This is a genomic window from Staphylococcus equorum, from assembly GCF_029531845.1.
Taxonomy (GTDB): domain Bacteria; phylum Bacillota; class Bacilli; order Staphylococcales; family Staphylococcaceae; genus Staphylococcus; species Staphylococcus equorum_C.
The window spans coordinates 1-20,600 of record NZ_JAMBPV010000004.1 but is presented as its reverse complement, the minus strand read 5'-3'; the positions used below and the strand labels follow the sequence as shown (position 1 = coordinate 20,600).

Below are 20,600 nucleotides of genomic sequence, written 5' to 3'. Positions count from 1 at the left end.
TTTGTCACCCTTCTGCTTTTAATTCAAACAACATATCTCTAAGCTCTGTTGCTTTTTCGAAATCTAAATCTTTAGCGGCTTGTTTCATTTCTTTTTCTATATTTGCGATTGTTTTTTCGCGTTCTTTTTTCGTCATTTTCTTAGGTACTTCAGTTTGTTGTTGTTCATTCGTTTCATCATTTTCGACTGTGGCACTAATAACATCATGAATTTTCTTACTAATTGTAGTCGGCGTAATATTATGTTTTTCATTATATGCTTTTTGAATTGTACGACGTCGTTCTGTCTCATCAATTGCATAACGCATGGAATCTGTAATCTTGTCACCATACATAATAACTTCACCGCGACTATTACGTGCTGCGCGGCCACTTGTTTGAACGAGTGATCTATGTGAACGTAAGAAACCTTCTTTATCCGCATCAAGAATAACGACAAGAGACACTTCTGGTATATCGATACCCTCTCTTAATAAGTTAATTCCGACAATGACATCATATGTTCCCATACGTAAATCACGAATAATTTCTATACGTTCTAACGTTTTAATTTCTGAATGTAGGTAATTGACCTTAATACCAGCTTCTTTCAAATAAGTCGTTAAATCTTCACTCATTTTTTTAGTCAATGTTGTAACTAGCACACGTTCATTACGTTCAATGCGGTCATGAATTTCACTTATTAAATCGTCAATTTGATTTTCGGTTGGTCGCACTTCAATCTCTGGATCTAATAGACCTGTTGGACGAATGATTTGTTGTACCATTTCATCTGTATGTTCTAATTCGAATGGACCTGGTGTAGCAGATACATAAACGAGTTGATTGGTTTTTTCTTCGAATTCTTCAAATTTTAAAGGTCTATTATCCAAAGCACTCGGCAAACGGAAACCATGGTCTACAAGTACTTGTTTACGTGCACGGTCTCCATTATACATACCCCTAATCTGAGGTAATGTCACATGTGATTCATCAACCATCACAAGCCAATCATCGCCAAAATAGTCTAATAACGTATATGGTGTTGAGCCCATAGGTCTTAGCGTTAAATGAACAGAGTAGTTTTCTATACCAGAACAAAAGCCCATTTCTCTCATCATTTCTAAATCATAATTCGTACGCTGTTCTAATCGTTGCGCCTCTAATAATTTATTTTCTGAGCGTAATTCTGTTAAACGTTCTTCTAATTCATTTTCAATTCTTAGTATTGCAGATTTCATTTTCTCTTCACGTGTTACGAAGTGGGATGCTGGGAAGATTACAAAGTGATCGCGCTCTCTTAAAACTTCACCCGTTAAATAATTCACTTCACGGATACGATCAATTTCATCACCAAAAAACTCTACACGAATACACATTTCTTCTCTCGAAGCAGGGAAAATTTCCACTACATCCCCTCTTACACGAAATGTACCACGTCTAAAATCAATATCGTTTCTCGAATATTGAACATCTACTAATTTTTTTAAAAGTTCACTTCTATCCATTTCCATACCAGCTCGAACACTGACCACTAAATCTCTATATTCTTCTGGATTACCTAAACCATATATACAACTGACACTCGCAATAATAATGACATCATCTCTTTCAAAAAGTGAACTTGTCGCTGAATGTCGTAATTGGTCAATTTCATCGTTTATTGAAGCATCTTTTTCAATAAATGTATCAGTTGATGGTACATAAGCCTCTGGTTGATAGTAATCATAATAACTGACGAAGTATTCTACCCTATTTTCTGGAAAGAACTCTTTAAACTCACTATATAATTGCCCTGCTAACGTCTTATTATGAGCGATAATTAGCGTAGGTTTTCCTACTTGTTTAATAACATTACTCATCGTAAAAGTTTTTCCCGTACCTGTCGCACCAAGTAAAGTTTGATGGCGTTTGCCATCATTGACGCCTTTAACTATTTTTTTTATCGCATCTGGTTGGTCACCTTGAGGTGTAAAATCAGATTGTAATTTAAATTGATGGTGTTCCATAATGACACATGCCTCCTATATAATTTCTAACGATACGAACATACCTGATGTGTCTATGTTTAAAATGTATATACCACTGTTGCTGTGTCTGCATCAAGTTTGCAGATTCATATTCTCGTTACATATTTTAACAGATATATAAATACAAAAGCAAACATTTGTTCGCTTTTAATCTTACTCTATATAAAGAAAAACAAACATAGTTCTGTCACCATGTTTGCCTAGATTGTATTTGTTTATCCTAAAATAAACTATATTGTTGAAGTTATACAATTATAAAACGCTTATTTAACTATAGCAATTAAGTTGCTTAATACTTATTGCTTAGTCATCTTCTTTTTTATGAAATTCTAATTGATCTATAATAAGGTAACCAGCTAGCAATGAGGCGACATCTATAAAAATGATCCATTCATTATGAAAAAAACCTTTTTGAACGGATGCACCAATTATAATTAATGTTAAAATCGTTCCAACCCATTTACTTCGTGTTAGCACACTGAAAAATACCACGAAAATACATGGAAAGAAGGATGCGAGCACATACCAAATCATTCACTTCACCCATTCCTATTATTTAAAATAGCCATTGTTGTTTCACGTAATTCTGATCTTGGAATGAATTTTTCCGTCAACATTTCTGGAATAATATTATCTATAAAATCTTGTACTGAACTTAGGTGATCAAATTGCATAATCGTTTCTAAGGACATCTCATATATTTCAAAAAATAATTGTTCAGGGTTACGCTTTTGTATTTCCCCAAACGTTTCATATAATAAATCTATTTTGTCAGCTACAGAAAGTATTTGACCTTCTAATGAATCATCTTTACCTTCTTGAAGTCTTTCTCGATATATATCTTGATAAGCTTCTGGAATTTCTTCATTTATAAAATGGTCTACCATTTCTTCCTCGACTTGTGAGAAGAGTTTTTTTAATTCACCACTTGCATATTTAACTGGTGTTTTAATGTCACCGGTAAAAATTTCAGCAAAATCGTGATTTAACGATTTTTCATATAAACTCTTCCAATCTACTTCATTACCATGGTATTCCTCTACTGTAGCCAAATATTGTGCAATTTTTGTCACCTTAAATGAATGCGCAGCGACATTATGCTCAAAGTATTTAAATTTTCCCGGCAATCTAATTAATTTTTCTAAATCAGACAAGCGTTTAAAATATTGATGTACTCCCATGACATCGCCTCCTAGTTTGTTTAATGAATGATTATACTTAATTTTATAATATCATTCAACAATCAAAATGTCTTATCAATGTAATTGAATTTAAATAATTGAATTTATGAGGAGTCTTGGACATAAATTCATACCTCAGCCTCTGTTATTATTTTGGCAGTAGTTAGCTGGGCTCATATTACGAAATTTTATTAGCAAAATTATATATATATATATCTATCACATTACCTTATAAATGACATTATTTAACTACGACAAGTTAGAAACTTAGAACCACTCCAAAACATGCTGGAGTGGTTCTATGGTGTACCATCATTATACTAATCAAAATCTATCCCTAAACACACAATTAAGCACCTTTTCTTCACGTATTGAGATGATATTGAGGGTAATATATCAAGCATATGATTTACTAATGAATATAATTATATTGGCCAGTGTTGTGAATCGTTCTATAAGATTTTTGTCCTACACCTTGCCAATTCATTTCTGATACTACAATTGAGCCATCTGGATTTTTACGTTCTACAACACCTACATGGCCATAGTTACCCGCATTACTTTGGAAAATTGCGCCCACTTCCGGTGTACGGTCAACTTTGTAGCCATTATTACTTGCTGCCGAAGCCCAATTATTCGCGTTACCCCAAAGGTTACTTACTGATTTTCCTAATTGTTGACGGCGGTCAAATGCATAATATGTGCATTGTCCCCAATTATAATAATTACTTCCATTTGAAGCTACTTGTGTCGGTTTATAATGATGAGAATACATTTGTGTACTTTCATTTTGATTATTTGCTGATTCTTTTTCTACGTATTCCCAAGTCTGTTGTGTCATTGGTGCCAGGATGTTTGATGTTACTGGCACATCATTACCTTCTCTTCTTTCATTCTGCGCTGGTTGTTCATTAAGGCTATTTTGAAGCTGGTTGTTTAAATGTGCTGAACCTTTGTCAGATACTGCCACTAATTGACCAGGATAAATTACTTCTCCTAGATTTGGGTTTAATTGATAAATTTGATCCAAATTAAGCTGATATTTTTCAGCAATATTTAAAATCGTATCTCCTTGCTTTATTTCTACTATATCTTTATCTGGAAGAACTAATTGTTCTCCTGCTTGTACAGTTACTCTATTATTCAATTGATTTAGTGACTGAATTTCATTTGTTGTTGTGGCGAATGCTTGCGCTATATCAGATAATTTAGCATCTTCTTTTACTGTGTGAATTTGGTCTGCTGATGCAATACCATTAAAACCAAAAAACAATGCTGCCGATGTTACAGAAAATGTTAATCCTTTCTTCATTACATGTTCAACCCTTTACTGTCTTGAATTTTAATCAATCATAATATAGCATAAATTTTTTCCTCTTTTGCGATTGTTATTATACTGTAATGCAATAGACAATTGAGCCTGATTATGGGTCAGTTCAATTAACTAAAACAGCATTTAAACCCTTGATATTATAACCTTTCAAGACTATACACACACATCAGCTATATTTAACATGTAATATTTAAAATTGCATTTTACATATATTTTTATTCATTTTCAAAAAATAAAAAAGATCTCATCACTAGTTTAAATACTAATGATGAGGTCTCTTATTATCATTTGCTTAACTTTTTGAATGATCCATTTGACTACGTAAGTATGCTTCTATAAATGGACTTATATCTCCATCCATAACTGCATCCACCTTACCTGATTCTTCATTTGTTCTATGATCTTTAACCATTGCATAAGGATGGAAAACATAAGATCTTATTTGGCTTCCCCAGCCAATTTCTTTTTGTTCACCACGAATTTCTGCCATTTCCTGCTCTTGTTCTTCAATTTTCAATTGATATAACTTAGCTTTCAATGTTTTCATTGCAGCTTCTCTGTTTTTAATTTGAGAACGCTCATTTTGGTTGTTTACTACAATACCTGTAGGATGATGGGTGATTCTAATTGCTGATTCTGTTTTATTAATATGCTGCCCACCTGCGCCAGACGCTCTAAATGTATCAACATTAATATCATCTGGATTTATGTCGATTTCAATTTCTGTATTATTAAATTGTGGTATAACATCACAAGAAGCGAATGATGTATGTCTACGTCCTGATGAATCAAATGGCGAAATACGAACAAGTCGATGTACGCCTTTTTCAGCTTTCAAATAACCATAGGCATTATGGCCTTTAACCATTAATGTGACGCTTTTAACGCCCGCTTCATCACCAGGTAGATAGTCTGCAATTTCAACTTTAAACCCTTTTTGTTCGCAATAACGTTGGTACATTCTTAAAAGCATATTCGTCCAATCTTGCGATTCCGTACCGCCTGCTCCAGGATGTAGCTCCATAATGGCATGGTTCGCATCGTATGGACCATCAAGTAATAATTGTAATTCAAACTTATCTATATTTTCTTTAAAATTCATTACGTTCTGTTCTAAATCCGCCTTCATATCTTCATCATCGTCGTCTAATAATAATTCTCTTGTTGTCTCCATGTCTTCTATTTCAGACTCTAACCCTCGACAGGCATTTACGATCGTTTTTAAAGCATTATTCTTATCAATAATTTCCTGTGCTTTATCCTGATCGTCCCAAAAAGTAGGGTCAGTCATCATTTCTTCGTATTCCTGAATATTTGTCTCTTTTTCTTCTAAGTCAAAGAGACCCCCTAAGCTGCTCTAATTTTTCATTGTAATAATCTATATTACGTTTAATTTCTGATAGTTCCATCAATGCATCTCTCCTGTTATCGTACGATTGAAATACTACTACTTTTAAGTTATGTTATTTTGTTCAATATATCTATTCTACAAAAGTTTGAAGCTTAATTACAACTCTACCACTGTTTTTTGTTTATCAAAACACGCTAAACTTAATTTTAATAAATAAAAACCGGAAGTTGATAAGCTGTTTATCAAGGCTTCCGGTTTTATTAACATCACTTATGAATTACGCACCATGGCAGTTTTTATATTTCTTTCCACTACCACAAGGGCAAGGATCATTTCTACCGATGTGATCATCCTTAACATAAGGTGATGCTTTAGCTTTTTCTTTACCATCTTCTGCAGATACGTGTTCCGCTTTACCGAAATCTGTTGCTTTATCACGTTCTAAGTCATCTTCAACCGTAACAACTGATTTCAAGATATATTTGCTGACATCTTCTTCGATATTTTGCATCATTGTGTCGAAAAGTTGATGTCCTTCATTTTGATAATCACGTAATGGATTTTGCTGGCCATAAGAACGCAAGTGGATACCTTGACGTAATTGGTCCATTGTATCTATATGATCTGTCCAGTGTAAATCGATTGAACGAAGTAAAATCATACGTTCGAACTCATCAAATTGCGTACCAATTTTCTCTTTTTGATCTTTTAAAGCAACTTCAACTTTTGACCAAACAATATCAATGATATCCTCTTGATCCTTACCTTTGATATCTTCTAGTTTTAAGTCACCTTCATTTAAGAATACATCATCAATATAGTTGATGAATGGCTCGTAATCCAAGTCTTCTTCGTCTTCATTAATATAATAATAAACGCTTCTATCTAATGTAGAATGGAGCATTTCATTTACTAAATCTCCACTTTCATCATTATCAATAATACGGTTACGTTCACCATATATAATTTCACGTTGTTTACGTAATACATCATCATATTCAAGTACACGTTTACGTGCATCAAAGTTATTACCTTCTACACGTTTTTGAGCAGATTCAACGGCACGAGAAACCATTTTAGATTCTATTGGTGTAGAATCATCCATACCTAAGCGATTCATCATACTTTGTAAACGTTCTGATCCGAAACGAACCATTAATTCATCCTGTAGGGATAAGTAGAAACGACTATCCCCCTTATCACCTTGTCGTCCTGCACGACCACGTAATTGGTCATCAATACGACGTGATTCATGTCGCTCTGTACCAATCACTGCAAGGCCACCGATTTCTTCAACGCCTTCGCCAAGCTTGATATCTGTACCTCTACCTGCCATGTTAGTAGCGATAGTAACGGCACCACGTTGACCAGCACCAGCGACTATATCTGCTTCACGTTCATGATTTTTAGCATTTAAAATGTCATGACGTACGCCATGTTTCTTCAATAAGTTGGATATATATTCACTGGTTTCAACTGCGACTGTACCTAATAGTACGGGTTGTCCAAGTTTATGTTTTTCAATAACGTCGTCCACAACTGCATCAAATTTACCTTTTTGACTAATGTATATTAAGTCTGGTTTATCCTTACGTTGTACCGGTTTATTAGTAGGAATTTGAGTTACAGTCATGTTATAAATATTTCTGAACTCTTCTTCTTCCGTCTTAGCTGTACCTGTCATACCAGAAAGTTTGTTGTACATTCTGAAATAGTTCTGGAATGTAATAGAAGCCATTGTTTTAGATTCGTTTTGAATCTTCACGCCTTCTTTCGCTTCTATAGCTTGGTGTAACCCTTCTGAAAAGCGGCGTCCTGGCATTGTACGACCGGTAAATTGGTCAACGATTAATACTTCACCATTATTCACCATGTAATCCACATCTCTTTGCAATGTTACATGTGCGCGTAATGCAGTATTAATATGACTAATAATATCAACATTATTAACGTCGTATAAATTATCAATCTTAAACATGCGTTCTGCTTTATCAATACCTTGTTCTGTTAATTGAACAGCTTTTGTTTTTTCATCGTAGTTATAGTCGTCTTCATTTTTCAACATTTTAGCAAAGACATTTGCTTGTGTATAAAGTGAAGTTGATTTCTCAGCTTCACCTGAAATAATCAGTGGCGTTCGCGCTTCATCAATTAAAATTGAGTCAACTTCATCAATGATGGCAAAGTTTAGTGGTCTCATAACGCGTTCTTCTGCGTAGTTCACCATATTATCACGTAAATAATCGAAGCCTAACTCATTGTTCGTACTGTACGTAATATCACTTGCGTATGCTTCTCTCTTCTCATTTGTTGTCATACTGTTGACGTTTAACCCTACTGATAATCCAAGGAATTCATATAGTTCTGCCATTTCTTCACTTTGAGTACTAGATAAATATTCGTTAACTGTAATAACATGTACGCCACGACCTAACAATGCGTTTAAATAAACTGGCATTGTCGCAGTTAATGTTTTACCTTCACCGGTTCTCATTTCAGAAATATCGCCACCATGAATTGCAATACCACCCATAACCTGAACTTTATATGGCACCATATTGAACACACGTTTTGAACCTTCTCTTACGAGCGCAAAGGCTTCTGGCAAAATATCATCGAGCATTTTATATTGTTTTTTAATATCTTCTTCTGCTTGTAATTGTTTTTGAAATGCTTTTGTTTTCTCTCTAATTTCTTCATCAGTTAATATCGACGTATCCTCTTCTAACGCAAGGACTTTGTCGGCTAATTTACCAAGGCGTTTTATTTCTTTTTTATTGCCATCTGCAATCTTTGATAAAAAACCCATTTTGTTCGCTCCTTTAGCTTTTTAACTCTTCGCTTACAACAATTTATGATATCATTTATAAGCTTAAATTTACACTTATTAACTTCCCATTTAAACAGTTTTCTCGCTTGTTAATGCTGTTTTATATTTATTAATAGTTTTCACTTTTTTATTTTATTTCTTATCCAATAAAAATATACACAAAATCTTACCTAACTTTCAAATTATTTCATAGTAACACAACAAAAAATGAGCGTCCATGATTTAACTCAATCATGAACGCTACGGTTAGTTTAATATTGGACTTAATTAAAACAAATTATTCAGTTGTTTCAATTAAACCATATTTTCCATCTCTTCTTTTATAAACAATACTCGTACCATCAGTTTCACGATCTGTGAAAATAAAGAAATCATGTCCTAATAAATCCATTTGTAATACTGCTTCTTCTGAATCCATAGGTTTCAAACTGAAATTTTTTGAACGAATAATTTCGATATCACTTTCATTGTCATCATTTTGAATCTCTTCTGCTTCACTTTCTTGTGGTAATGATGCAAATGCTTCTTGCTCTCCACGATTTCGATTTTTGCGATTTACACGCGTTTTGTATTTTCTAACTTGTCTTTCAAGTTTACCGTTAATTAAATCAATACCTGCGTATAAATCATCGTGTCGTTCTTCAGCTCTTAAAGTAACGTTTTTCAATGGAATAGTTACTTCGATTTTTGCTGCTGAATTTTGATACGTTTTTACTTTAACGTGTGCGATTGCATTTGGCACATCGTTAAAATATCTTTCTAATTTACCAATTTTCTCCTCAATATAGTTGCGAATCGCATCAGTAATAGTGAGGTTCTCCCCGTGAATTTCAAATCTGATCATAATAATCGACTCCTTTAAAACCTCTATATTGGTAATATTGCTTACTATTATAATACCACGTTTCTACTACCGTGCAAACGTAAACACATCGAATTTTCTGATTTTTCTAACAAAAAGCAATTCTGCGGCATTATGAACCGTTAAGCCTGTAGTATAAATGTCATCTACAAGCAATATATTTTTATTTTCTAAGTCTATATTTTTTACAATTTCAAATGGATTTTTTGATTGCGCGCGCAATTGTTTACCTAAAAGTGATTGCTTTGGTCGGACGCGTGTACATAGTACGGACTCATACTGCACGCCCATTTTATCTAACACGGTCATCACAGGGTTAAACGTTCGCTCCTTATCTCTAACTACCGGAGATGGTATAGGCACAATATAATCATACGATATTTTAGGAAACTGAAGCTGTGATGCTAATATTTCACAAATCGCAACATCTTTCTTAAATTTATATTGATGAATAAGTGTTTTCATCATACCTTTATATTGGTATTGGCAATATAACTGATGCATTAAGTTATATTTTGAAGCTAAAAATAGACAGTCTAAACAATTTTCCTCATTATCGGCTAAGCTTTTTAGACACCTGACACACCGATTGAGCGGTTTAATATTGATATCAGCCCATTGTTCTATGCATGATTCACATAATTTAGATGCCTTTTTATAAAACGTGTAAGCATTAAACGGTTCAGCAAACGTATGATAACATTGAATACACCTAGCCATCTAACCATCCCTTGCTATGCGCTAACATGTTCATTTTTTTAATGTCTTTTCGTGCCTTAAGCATGCTCATCGTAATTCCCTCATGCAAAAATAACACTGATCCTGTTGGTGCTTCTAATTTACGCCCCACTCTTCCAGCAATTTGAACAAGCGCACTACTTTCAAACATATGACTATTGAGCACAATAACGTCTAAATTAGCCATAGTAAATCCTCTTTCTAAAATTGTAGTGGTAAACATCACTTTATATTCACCTTTTCTTAAACCCCTCACTTTTTCAAAACGAAGTGCATCCTCACTATGTACACAGGTCATTGAAGTTATTTCTGTTTTATAACAATGATACATTTGTTTCATAAGATGTATGCGATTAAAAAACACAAGCGTATACCGTCCTGATTCAATTTGTTGTTTCAATATTTTCATAAGAAATCGTTGTGTTTTGTGAAATTTTGTTTTGTAATGTTTAAACTGAGGAACTGGCAAAGGTTGTCTATGAAAACGGGCGGGCAATGTTACTATATGATCTCCTTTCATTTTTCTAAGTAATGTAGTTGAGGGCGTCGCAGTCATGTAAATGTGGCAATGCTGCTGTTTTGAGGCATGTGTTATAACATCAAAGAGTGTTGGATCCATTGATAATGGAAAAGCATCAACTTCATCTACAATAACCATGTCAAAATGCTGTTTAAATCGATATAATTGATGCACTGTGGCAATCACAAAATGACCGTTATGACATTGTCTTTGACCTTGATAGAGTACATCTATCGCTTCATCTTTAAAAGCTGCTTTAATACGTAAACTTACTTCTATAACAACATCTATTCTAGGCGATACAATGGCAACATTATAACCTTTTCTTCTCGCAAAGCTAAGGCCTTCAAATATCATTTCTGTCTTACCTGCGCCTGTCACAGCATATAACAAAATAGACTTGAAACTTTTAACCGCTTCTAAAATTTTAATTGAAGCATAGTGTTGTTGTTCTGATAATTCAAATGGCAACTGATATATCCCTTGGGAAATATCGGCATTTGTCTCAGTAATATATACTTCATTAATATTATCCATTCTGCTCAAATTGATACAATTTCTGCAATACACAACTTCTTTATCTAATAATATTGAAAAATATTTGTAAAAATAATGCCTTTCTTTTGTATGACACTGTATACAATACCAGCGTCCTTGTTTGTTTATTACACCAGTGGAAATGTGTACTATTTTCTCATCGGTTAACATATATTTTTCGGTAATTAATTTTCCATAATGTTTTATCTTAGATGACCTCCAATAAAAAAAGACATGTATACCATTCTTGGCATGACATGTCTTAAAACGAATTAATATTTATGATGTACGTATGTTTCTCCCTGTAAAACCTAATCCCATGCCACCAGAACCTAAGTGCGCTGCAATAACAGGGCCTAACTTAGAGCGGTGAAGTTTATATTCTGGATAGTTTTCTTGTAATTCTTTTTCCATCCACGCTGCATCTTCTGCTTTATCGCCCTCAATAACAAATAAAGTTACTTCTTCATAATCTTTAACTTGAGTAGTAACTTTATTAATGATTTCATTGAGCGCGCGTTTCTTCGTCCGGACTTTAGCTTCTGGTATAATTTTGCCATCATCGAATGTTAAAACAGGTTTCATTTTCAACATTGTACCTACCCATGCTTGAGCACCGGTAATACGACCACTTTTCTGTAGATTTTTTAAATCATCTACCATTAAGAATGCACCAGTTACTTCACGCATAGCTTCAAGGTCTTTAATAATATCTTGGGGCTCATAGCCTTGTTCTATCATTTCAACTCCACGAAGTACATAGCCACCTTCTATCATTGCAGCTAATTTCGAATCAAATGTATGCACATTGATTCCTTCTACCATTTTCCCTGCTTGAGTAGCTGTTTGATAACTGCCACTAATTCCAGATGATATGAAGATTGATATGACATCTGTATAGCCTTCCTCTCGGAGTTCGTTAAAATGTTTTAAAAACTCTCCAATCGCAGGTTGACTCGTCGTGGGAATTGTATTGGAAGTTTCCATTCTTTCATAAAATGCTTCTGTTGATATTGTTGCATTTTCTACAAAATTTTCACCATTATCGAAAGTTACGCTTAGCGTCGCAATTCTTATATTATATTTTTCTATTAGCGTTTGAGATAGATAACTCGTTGAATCTGTCAAGACAGCAATCTTCATCTTAATCCTCCTCAATTATACTCACAACTATGATACCCTATTTTAAGTAAAAAGAAAATTTATTTTTGCATTTAATCTATAATACAATACAGTGTATAATATATGTAATTAATGAATTTTGAATTCATAAATAAATGATTGTCTGACAATACGAAGATGAGGTGACGAAAAATGGATGATGCAATAATCACTGTTAAACAAGAACATACAATTGAAAATATAATCAGTAAATCACGTTTTATAGCCCATATTAAACCTGTCGAATCTGAAGATGACGCTAAAACTTTTATCGCGGCAGTAAAATCTGAACACCGTGAAGCAACACATAATTGTTCAGCATATACAGTTGGAGACCAAATGAATATTCAAAAAGCAAATGACGATGGCGAACCAAGTGGTACAGCGGGAATTCCTATGCTCGATATTTTAAAGAAATTAGATATACATAATGCTGCCGTGGTCGTCACACGTTACTTTGGTGGGATTAAATTAGGTGGTGGCGGATTAATCCGTGCATACAGTGGCGCAGTCCGAGATGTAATTTATGATATTGGTAGAGTTGCTTTGCGTCCTGCTATACCTACAACGGTAACCATTGCTTATGATTTAACGGGTAAGTTTGAATATGAACTCGCGAGCACGCCTTACTTATTACGCGACACGAATTATACTGATAAAGTAAGTTATCACATTGACGTTGTTAAAACGGACTATGATCCATTTATAGATTTTTTAAATCGTAACACCTCAGGTAATTATGATTTAATCGAAAATGAGGTCGTACGCTTACCTTTCGACATTCCCACTTCCTAATTTTGAAAGCAAATTATATATACTGGTATAAAATAAAGAGGCTTCCAAGATGGAAGCCTCTTTATTATTGATGCTATGATATATATTAAACGCTTTATGCATAAATTAATCATGTTCGTCATCTTTGTTTCGTTGTTTATTTTCAATTAATTTCATTAAAGGTCTGTAATCATCATCAATGAGACCAGTAAATTCTACAATAAGCTCAATCGTAACTAAAATAAGAATGAGCATCATGAGTACGCCCCATGGTTGAGATAAATATAATATAATACTAGCAAGACTAAAGAGTAATGCTATAGAATATATAAGCATTACCGTCTGACGATGTGAATAACCTAATTCTAATAATTTATGATGTAAGTGCGATTTGTCTGCCTCCATAATATGCTGACCTTTCTTCACACGACGTATCATAGCAAATAACGTATCAATAAACGGAACTGCTAAGATAACAATTGGGAAGAATAGTGAAACAATCGTTATGTTCTTAAATCCGAGCAATGATAGGAATGCTACAATAAAGCCTACAAGTAACGCACCACTATCACCTAAGAAGATTTTAGCTGGGTGGAAATTGAAGAATAAGAAGCCTAAAAGTGCACCTATTAAAACACTACAAATCATCATAATAAAAATGTTTGCTTGTAATATTGCTATAAAGCCAATTGTCATTAACGCAATCATTGATACACCAGATGCTAATCCATCTAACCCATCGATTAAATTAATTGCATTAGTGATGGCTACAATCCAAATCACAGTGATAGGAATCCCAAGTACACCAAAATGTATCGTAGGCCCAATTGGCAAGGAAATAAAATCAATCGTCACTCCATAGTAGACAACGACGAGTGCTGCAATTACTTGGCCAATTAATTTTATAACTGGTTTCAAATCATAGATATCATCTACAAGTCCCACCAAATAGATTAATACTGCTCCAATAACAAGAGGTTTAACTTCGGTTTCTATCGGATGTCCTAGCCATATTCCTAATAGAAACGCAAAAAGTATTACAGTTCCGCCTAATACAGAAACGGGTTTTGTATGTACTTTCCTAAAATTCGGCTTATCTACAATGCCTAGTTTATGAGAAACCTTTATAATTATTGGTGTTAGTATTAAACTGACAATCATTGAGAAAATGATTAATAATAATGTATACATCAGTTCACCTTCATTAATATAATTCTTGATTATTTCGAATTTCAAAGTCGTTACATTGAAATTAATTATTACCTTAAATTGTATATTTATAGTATTTATAAAATGACCTGCAATGTTGATAAAACTCTAATAAGTTGCACGTCTACAATATCTAAATATTCATGCACTTAATACTATAATACCTCATACGCTTTTACTTATACAAATAGTAATGAGATAATTAATATTCTACAAACGAATATGTTTTAGTTTTAAAAATGAACTAAGTGATTTTTATATAATCACTCAGACAAATATTTTAACATGAATATTAAGTGAATGTTATAAATTTCTATTTATATAGTGATGACAAAATGTAAGTTTTCACTTACAATAACTAAGTGTTTATTCAAAGGAGTGTAACGTTAAATGTTTGAAGCTATTATCTACAATATCTCTGTTATTGTGGCAGGAATTTACCTATTCCATCGCTTACAGTATTCAGAAAATAAAAACATGGTGTTTTCAAAAGAATACGTCACTATTTTAATGACGATAGTAGCACTTTTGCTATCCGCCTATCCAGTGCCCTTATTCAATGAATACGCACTCTATTTATCATTCGTACCTATTTTATTCTTAGGTAGATATACAAATATGGTATACACCGTTCTAGCCGCAATTATTGTATCCGTAGTCAATGTGCTTATTGGTGATTTCACTATTATTATTGCTACGATTCTTATTGTTATAGCCATCGTGGTCGGCGCCGTTGGACCATTTTTAAAACAAAATGACATTGTTTCATTACAAATCCTTAATGCAATCACATTAGTTATTTTAGCTATTTTATCACTCATTAGCCCTTATTACGAATTAACAGAGGTGTTGTTCTTAATACCATTATCCTTTATTTTAACGATCACTTCATCTATCACATTTGTTGATATTTGGCATTTTTTCTCATTAGTTAATCGTTATGAAAATGAAGATAAACTGGACTATTTAACTGGTTTAGGTAATGTTAAAGAATTTGATAGACATCTAAATGAAACGACTCGTATTGCTGAAGAAAACAATGAAAGTTTAGGTTTATTACTCATTGATATAGATGGCTTCAAAGATGTTAATGATAAATTTTCACATAAATCTGGCGATGCGGTACTTAGACAAGTCGCTCAACTATTAAAAAATTATGTACCTCAACAATTTAGTATTTATCGTAATGGAGGCGAAGAATTTTCAATTGTGTTATACGATTATACTTTAGACCAATGTGTAAAACTCAGTGAAAATATTCGTGCTGGAGTGGAACAATCTACTTTCCATTTACCGAATAAAGAAGTTATCAAGTTATCTGTATCCATTGGTGTAGGTTACTTAACTCAAGAAGATTACAAATCTCAACGTAAAGTATTCAAAATTGCGGATGATATGTTGCATATGGCAAAAAATGAAGGCCGTAATCAAGTCATGTTTAATCCAATCGTTAAATTATAAAAGATATTTCCGATCTTAGAAGCGCTCAAGCTGCTAGCAAAGTCCAAGACTCTGTTGGTAGCTTTTTTGTATCCTTTTTCTATTTTTGCTCCCTAATCATCACCTTACCCTATTTCTAAAACGTTGCACTATACCTCTTCATTTTATTTTAAGTAATCAATAAAAACATGATAGGCATTACATTTTACAAATGCGTCTTTTTTCATTCATATCTTTATACATTTCAAGAAAGATTACATACGTCTAAAAAGAGACACAGTCAACACTTAAAGGATGCATATGTTAAAATTGTAAGTTAGATTGAGACGCATATTTCAACTTTATTTTTTAACTTAAAAAACAACAATTACAAAATTATATTTGTTACAATATACATTGGAAGTTCAAAAATTAATAATGGAGTATCGATTGTTATTGAAAGTTATTGTTGTACGCTGTAAACTTTCAATTGTTCTAATATCATTTCAGGAGGTGACCAACTATGTCAGATACAATCACTATCATCGATGAAGACAAAGTGATTGATGTCGTACTCATCGCAGGAAGAATTTTGCTAGAAAGTGGCGCTGAAACGTATCGTGTCGAAGATACAATGACACGAATCGCTGCAAATTATGGCTTAGATGATACATATAGCTTTGTAACTTCTACAGCAATTATTTTCTCTCTTAATGATCGTACGAATACACGACTCGTACGTATTCGTGAGAGAACTACTGATTTAGAAAAAATCGCCTTAACCAATAGTTTATCGCGTAAAATTTCAAACAATCAATTAGATATAGATGAGGCAAAGTCAGAACTCATACATTTGCATCATGCATCTTTACAATTTTCATCTATTACAAAATTCTTTGCAGCAGCAATCGCATGTGGCTTCTTCCTATTCATGTTTGGTGGTGGAATAAACGACTTCTTTTTCGCTATTATTGCTGGAGCTGGTGCTTTTTTAACATTTGATTTTGTACAACGCTATATTCAAATCAAATTCTTTTCGGAATTTCTTAGTGCTGCAGTTGTTATAATGATAGCATCCATGTTCACTAAATTAGGTATGGCAGAAAACCAAGATATCATAACCATAGCTGGCGTTATGCCTCTTGTACCAGGAATATTAATCACCAATGCTATTCGTGATCTAATGGCTGGAGAATTGATTGCCGGTATGTCTCGTGGCGTTGAAGCAGCTCTCACAGCATTTGCAATTGGTGCCGGCGTTGCCATCGTTTTATTAATATTTTAAAAAAGGAGTGCTTATATGCTCATTGGCTATTATTTTTTACAATTGATTGTCAGCTTTTTAGCTACAATGCTTTTTTCGATTATCTTTAATGCACCCCGTCGCCTCCTTTTAGCTTGTGGTTTCGTTGGCGCAATGGGCTGGATCATTTTCAAACTTACTGTGGACATGGATTTTGGTAAAGTAATGGCTTCTTTTTTAGGAAGCTTTATTTTGGCAATCATGAGTCACGTAATGAGTAGACGTTACAAACGACCTGTTATTATCTTTATTGTTCCAGGGATTATCCCATTAGTACCAGGTGGTTTAGCATATGAAGCTACACGTTATTTAGTTAGTAATCAATATACACTTGCTGTAAATACATTTCTTGAAGTCACTTTGATTTCAGGCGCTATTGCTTTTGGTATTCTATGTGCAGAAATCATCTATCATCTCAATACACGGATTAAACAACATTATGGTAGAATGAATGGTAAAACATATAAAAAATCTTACAATATGAACAATAGAGCTTAAGGGGTGTTTTTTTGAAAACTGATATAATTGATAGATTAACAAGATATGTAACAATAGATACACAATCTGACCCAGAATCTAACACTACGCCTTCCACTGAGAAACAATGGGATTTACTAAATTTGTTAAATGACGAGTTAACTGACTTAGGTTTAGAAACTGGCATTGATGAACAAGGTTATTTATTCGCAACATTAGATAGCAATGTTGACGAAACTATACCTACTGTTGGCTTTTTGGCACATGTTGATACTTCACCTGATTTCAATGCATCAAATGTAAACCCACAAATCATAGAAAACTATGATGGGCAACCTATCAAATTAGGTGAAACGAGTCGTATGTTGAGCCAAGATGTATTTCCTGCTATGAAAAGCGTGGAAGGTCATACGTTAATGGTCACAGATGGTACATCACTATTAGGTGCTGATGACAAAGCTGGTGTCGTTGAAATCATGGAAGCAATTAAATATTTAACGGAACATCCAGAAGTCAAACATGGGCCTATTCGTATTGCTTTTACGCCAGATGAAGAAATTGGTAGAGGCCCTCATGCTTTTGATGTTGAGCGTTTCAATGCTGATTTCGCCTATACTATGGATGGTAGTGAATTTGGTGAATTACAATATGAAAGTTTCAATGCTGCAGAAGCAATCGTTACATGTCACGGTGTGAACGTACATCCTGGTTCTGCTAAAAATGCAATGATTAACGCGATTCTATTAGGTCAACAATTCAATTCATTATTACCACAAAATGAAGTGCCTGAAAGAACAGAAGATTACGAAGGTTTCTATCATTTAATGAAAATGAACGGTGATGTCGAAAAGACGACCTTACAATATATTATTCGTGATCATGATAGAAATCATTTTGAATTACGTAAAAAGCGTCTTATTGAGATTAAGAATGACATCAATACACATTATGCTGATGCGCCAGTAGAAATCGAAATCAATGATCAATACTACAATATGGGTGAGAAAATAGAACCCAATCCCCATGTAATTGATATACCTAAACGTGTGTTTGAAAAGTTAGAAATCCCTGCTAATACAGCACCTATACGTGGTGGAACAGATGGGTCTCAACTTTCATACATGGGGCTACCAACTCCTAATATCTTTACAGGTTGCGCCAATTTCCACGGTCCTTTTGAATATGCATCCATTGATGTCATGGAAAAAGCCGTAGAGGTCATTATTGGCATCACACAAGAAGTCGTAAACACTTATAAAAAGTGAAAAATGGGTATATAAATCCAAAATCAATAAAAAAGCGTAGATTTCCATTTTCAGGAATCTACGCTTTTTCTATTTCTCATATATACTTATAGTCGCTACGTGTGAACTTGGAGCCATTTATTTAACACGTTTTTACAATTTTCAACAACTATCCGTTTACACTTCAAATTGTGTTTTTAATAATTTAATTGCTTGCACTGTATAATGTCTGATTTGAATTCCCATTTTGAAATCTGTAAAGCTTTCAGGCATTTCTATAAACGTATTAAAAGTAGCAGTTACACCCATTGATTCAAATAAATCAAATTTATCATCTGTCGCACATATGGCAATAGATGGTTTATTATGTTTTGTTGCTAACTCTGCAAGACGCACTGTTGTTGTTTCTAAAATTTGGTCTTGTTCATTTACACCTTCACCGAATATAATTAAATCCGCTTGTTGTATCAAATTATCTAAATGTGTAATTTGATCGACAAGTTCATGGCTTGTCATGATTTCGGCATCATAAAGTACATTTAAGGCTGCAGCAATACCACCACCTGCACCACCTCTTTGAACAGGACCCATTGTCAGTTTTAACTCACTTTTGAAAATTTCACTTAAATACCACAGTAAATTGTCTATTTCAGCAGCATCTTGACGTGTCATTCCGTAAAGCTCATACGTTTGCATAATTTCACTATTTTTCCCATATAGTTTACTATCAAAGTCAGTCATTAACTGAAAACGTACATTTTTCAATTGTGGATGAATGTCAGAGATGTCTATTTTACGTATATATTTCAACATCTTACTACCTTGACGTAAATCCACTTCTTGGGCCTCATCATCATAAAATTTAGCTCCAAGTGCTTGTAACATACCTGCACCACCATCAAAGCTGCCTATGCCACCTAAAGACATAATAATGTGTTCTGCATCATTATCTAATGCATCTAACATAATTTCACCTAAACCATAACTTGTTCGTTCAGTGATTGGTTTATTACCTTTTAAAAACAAATTCCCTTCAATGATGGTCATATGGTTATCAGTAATACCATAAACCGTCTCTACCTTATTCATATCTGCATCATGTGCTGGCACTTTATATTTCGTACCTGACTGCCATAGAAAAACAGAATCCATAAGTTCATGACGCCCGTTAAATAGCGGCACTTGAACAATATCTGCTTTTTCTATTTGACTAGCTACCGCTTCTTCAACATAACGATTAGCTTGATAGCTAGATATAATACCATTAAATTCATCCATCGCTACTAAAACTTTCATATTTGTCACCTCAAATTATTTTATTAATAACTGTTATTGTACGATGATTATACACAACGCTAAGAAAATCATCTTCCCTCTGTAGACTTATTTATACTAAATCTTTTTTATTATAAAAGTATACACGTACGCTTATATCCCTATGTGAATATTTAAAATACACTTAATATGCAATTAAGCGTTACAACTCACAGTCAACGCTATAAATTATAAAGTTTAGCTCTATAAGTTCATTCACTATCTAATAGCAGTCTATATTTCTCATTCAACTATTTATTATACATGCCATTAGGAAATTTTTCACATTAAAAGAAACGCTTGCTAATCTCTTGATGTTGATAAAAGATTAACAAGCGT

General features: G+C 33.6%; 17 protein-coding genes. 5 read left to right on the top strand and 12 right to left on the bottom strand.

Annotated features, from left to right (window positions below; all coding sequences use genetic code 11):
- Positions 1-4: 4 nt before the first annotated feature.
- The 10 genes from uvrB to fakB1 all read right to left on the bottom strand — a co-directional run bounded on the left by uvrB (position 5) and on the right by fakB1 (position 12,503).
- Positions 5-1,990, bottom strand: a complete 1,986-nt coding sequence (gene uvrB, locus M4L39_RS06270; protein ID WP_277581497.1) for an excinuclease ABC subunit UvrB — start codon at positions 1,988-1,990, stop codon at positions 5-7.
- Positions 1,991-2,311: 321 nt separating this feature from the next.
- A complete protein-coding gene (locus M4L39_RS06265; RefSeq protein ID WP_002508273.1) occupies positions 2,312-2,542 on the bottom strand; it encodes a CsbA family protein in 231 nt (76 codons plus the stop codon).
- A 5-nt stretch (positions 2,543-2,547) separates the two neighbouring features.
- A complete protein-coding gene (locus M4L39_RS06260; protein WP_069817903.1) occupies positions 2,548-3,189 on the bottom strand; it encodes a YfbR-like 5'-deoxynucleotidase in 642 nt (213 codons plus the stop codon).
- A 412-nt stretch (positions 3,190-3,601) separates the two neighbouring features.
- The gene (locus M4L39_RS06255) at positions 3,602-4,501 is read right to left on the bottom strand and encodes a COG3942 and LysM peptidoglycan-binding domain-containing protein (RefSeq protein WP_277581267.1); all 900 of its coding nucleotides are present in this window, start codon (positions 4,499-4,501) and stop codon (positions 3,602-3,604) included.
- Positions 4,502-4,814: 313 nt separating this feature from the next.
- Positions 4,815-5,931 (bottom strand): peptide chain release factor 2 gene (gene prfB, locus M4L39_RS06250; RefSeq protein ID WP_277581266.1). Its coding sequence is split into 2 segments (ribosomal slippage): positions 4,815-5,858 and positions 5,860-5,931, totalling 1,116 coding nucleotides; the frame shifts between segments, so codons are not numbered across the junction.
- Between the two features lie 219 nt (positions 5,932-6,150).
- Complete coding sequence (gene secA, locus M4L39_RS06245; protein ID WP_277581265.1) at positions 6,151-8,682, bottom strand: preprotein translocase subunit SecA; 2,532 nt, start codon at positions 8,680-8,682, stop codon at positions 6,151-6,153.
- A 298-nt stretch (positions 8,683-8,980) separates the two neighbouring features.
- Positions 8,981-9,547 (bottom strand): ribosome hibernation-promoting factor, HPF/YfiA family, encoded by a 567-nt coding sequence (gene hpf, locus M4L39_RS06240; protein ID WP_002508278.1) that lies wholly within the window; start codon positions 9,545-9,547, stop codon positions 8,981-8,983.
- 66 nt (positions 9,548-9,613) lie between these two features.
- Entirely contained in the window at positions 9,614-10,285 is a 672-nt protein-coding gene (locus M4L39_RS06235; protein ID WP_277581264.1) for a ComF family protein, read from the bottom strand.
- On the bottom strand, positions 10,278-11,600 hold the full coding sequence (locus M4L39_RS06230; RefSeq protein WP_277581496.1) for a DEAD/DEAH box helicase family protein: 1,323 nt from the start codon (positions 11,598-11,600) through the stop codon (positions 10,278-10,280). The genes M4L39_RS06235 and M4L39_RS06230 overlap by 8 nt, the downstream gene beginning before the upstream one ends.
- A 39-nt stretch (positions 11,601-11,639) precedes the next feature.
- The gene (gene fakB1 / locus M4L39_RS06225) at positions 11,640-12,503 is read right to left on the bottom strand and encodes a fatty acid kinase binding subunit FakB1 (protein ID WP_277581263.1); all 864 of its coding nucleotides are present in this window, start codon (positions 12,501-12,503) and stop codon (positions 11,640-11,642) included.
- 171 nt (positions 12,504-12,674) lie between these two features.
- Here fakB1 and M4L39_RS06220 point away from each other — a divergent pair, with 171 nt between their 5' ends.
- Positions 12,675-13,316 (top strand): YigZ family protein, encoded by a 642-nt coding sequence (locus M4L39_RS06220; protein ID WP_277581262.1) that lies wholly within the window; start codon positions 12,675-12,677, stop codon positions 13,314-13,316.
- A 105-nt stretch (positions 13,317-13,421) separates the two neighbouring features.
- Here the strand turns inward: M4L39_RS06220 and M4L39_RS06215 are convergent, their stop codons facing one another.
- Complete coding sequence (locus M4L39_RS06215) at positions 13,422-14,486, bottom strand: glycosyltransferase family 4 protein (protein ID WP_277581261.1); 1,065 nt, start codon at positions 14,484-14,486, stop codon at positions 13,422-13,424.
- A 408-nt stretch (positions 14,487-14,894) separates the two neighbouring features.
- Between M4L39_RS06215 and gdpS the strand changes: the two genes are divergently transcribed.
- From gdpS to pepT, 4 genes are all read left to right on the top strand, one after another.
- Positions 14,895-15,965: a GGDEF domain-containing protein GdpS gene (gene gdpS, locus M4L39_RS06210; RefSeq protein WP_277581260.1), complete on the top strand. Its 1,071-nt coding sequence runs from the start codon at positions 14,895-14,897 to the stop codon at positions 15,963-15,965.
- Between the two features lie 481 nt (positions 15,966-16,446).
- Positions 16,447-17,208, top strand: coding sequence for a threonine/serine exporter family protein (locus M4L39_RS06205; RefSeq protein WP_277581259.1), 762 nt, complete (start codon positions 16,447-16,449; stop codon positions 17,206-17,208).
- Between the two features lie 15 nt (positions 17,209-17,223).
- Positions 17,224-17,724: a threonine/serine exporter family protein gene (locus M4L39_RS06200; RefSeq protein WP_277581258.1), complete on the top strand. Its 501-nt coding sequence runs from the start codon at positions 17,224-17,226 to the stop codon at positions 17,722-17,724.
- An 11-nt stretch (positions 17,725-17,735) separates the two neighbouring features.
- Positions 17,736-18,968, top strand: a complete 1,233-nt coding sequence (gene pepT, locus M4L39_RS06195; protein WP_277581257.1) for a peptidase T — start codon at positions 17,736-17,738, stop codon at positions 18,966-18,968.
- A gap of 156 nt (positions 18,969-19,124) precedes the next feature.
- Here pepT and M4L39_RS06190 read toward each other — a convergent pair whose 3' ends face one another.
- Positions 19,125-20,243, bottom strand: coding sequence for a glycerate kinase (locus tag M4L39_RS06190; RefSeq protein ID WP_277581256.1), 1,119 nt, complete (start codon positions 20,241-20,243; stop codon positions 19,125-19,127).
- Positions 20,244-20,600 lie beyond the last annotated feature (357 nt).

Excerpts from the sequence above, each read along its gene's own strand:
- secA (WP_277581265.1), bottom strand. The coding sequence starts at position 8,682 with ATGGGTTTTTTATCAAAGATTGCAGATGGCAATAAAAAAGAAATAAAA.
- M4L39_RS06190 (WP_277581256.1), bottom strand. The coding sequence starts at position 20,243 with ATGAAAGTTTTAGTAGCGATGGATGAATTTAATGGTATTATATCTAGC.
- M4L39_RS06260 (WP_069817903.1), bottom strand. The coding sequence starts at position 3,189 with ATGGGAGTACATCAATATTTTAAACGCTTGTCTGATTTAGAAAAATTA.
- M4L39_RS06205 (WP_277581259.1), top strand. The coding sequence starts at position 16,447 with ATGTCAGATACAATCACTATCATCGATGAAGACAAAGTGATTGATGTC.
- M4L39_RS06200 (WP_277581258.1), top strand. The coding sequence starts at position 17,224 with ATGCTCATTGGCTATTATTTTTTACAATTGATTGTCAGCTTTTTAGCT.
- M4L39_RS06235 (WP_277581264.1), bottom strand. The coding sequence starts at position 10,285 with ATGGCTAGGTGTATTCAATGTTATCATACGTTTGCTGAACCGTTTAAT.
- M4L39_RS06265 (WP_002508273.1), bottom strand. The coding sequence starts at position 2,542 with ATGATTTGGTATGTGCTCGCATCCTTCTTTCCATGTATTTTCGTGGTA.
- M4L39_RS06255 (WP_277581267.1), bottom strand. The coding sequence starts at position 4,501 with ATGAAGAAAGGATTAACATTTTCTGTAACATCGGCAGCATTGTTTTTT.
- hpf (WP_002508278.1), bottom strand. The coding sequence starts at position 9,547 with ATGATCAGATTTGAAATTCACGGGGAGAACCTCACTATTACTGATGCG.
- M4L39_RS06215 (WP_277581261.1), bottom strand. The coding sequence starts at position 14,486 with ATGTATACATTATTATTAATCATTTTCTCAATGATTGTCAGTTTAATA.
- M4L39_RS06220 (WP_277581262.1), top strand. The coding sequence starts at position 12,675 with ATGGATGATGCAATAATCACTGTTAAACAAGAACATACAATTGAAAAT.
- gdpS (WP_277581260.1), top strand. The coding sequence starts at position 14,895 with ATGTTTGAAGCTATTATCTACAATATCTCTGTTATTGTGGCAGGAATT.
- fakB1 (WP_277581263.1), bottom strand. The coding sequence starts at position 12,503 with ATGAAGATTGCTGTCTTGACAGATTCAACGAGTTATCTATCTCAAACG.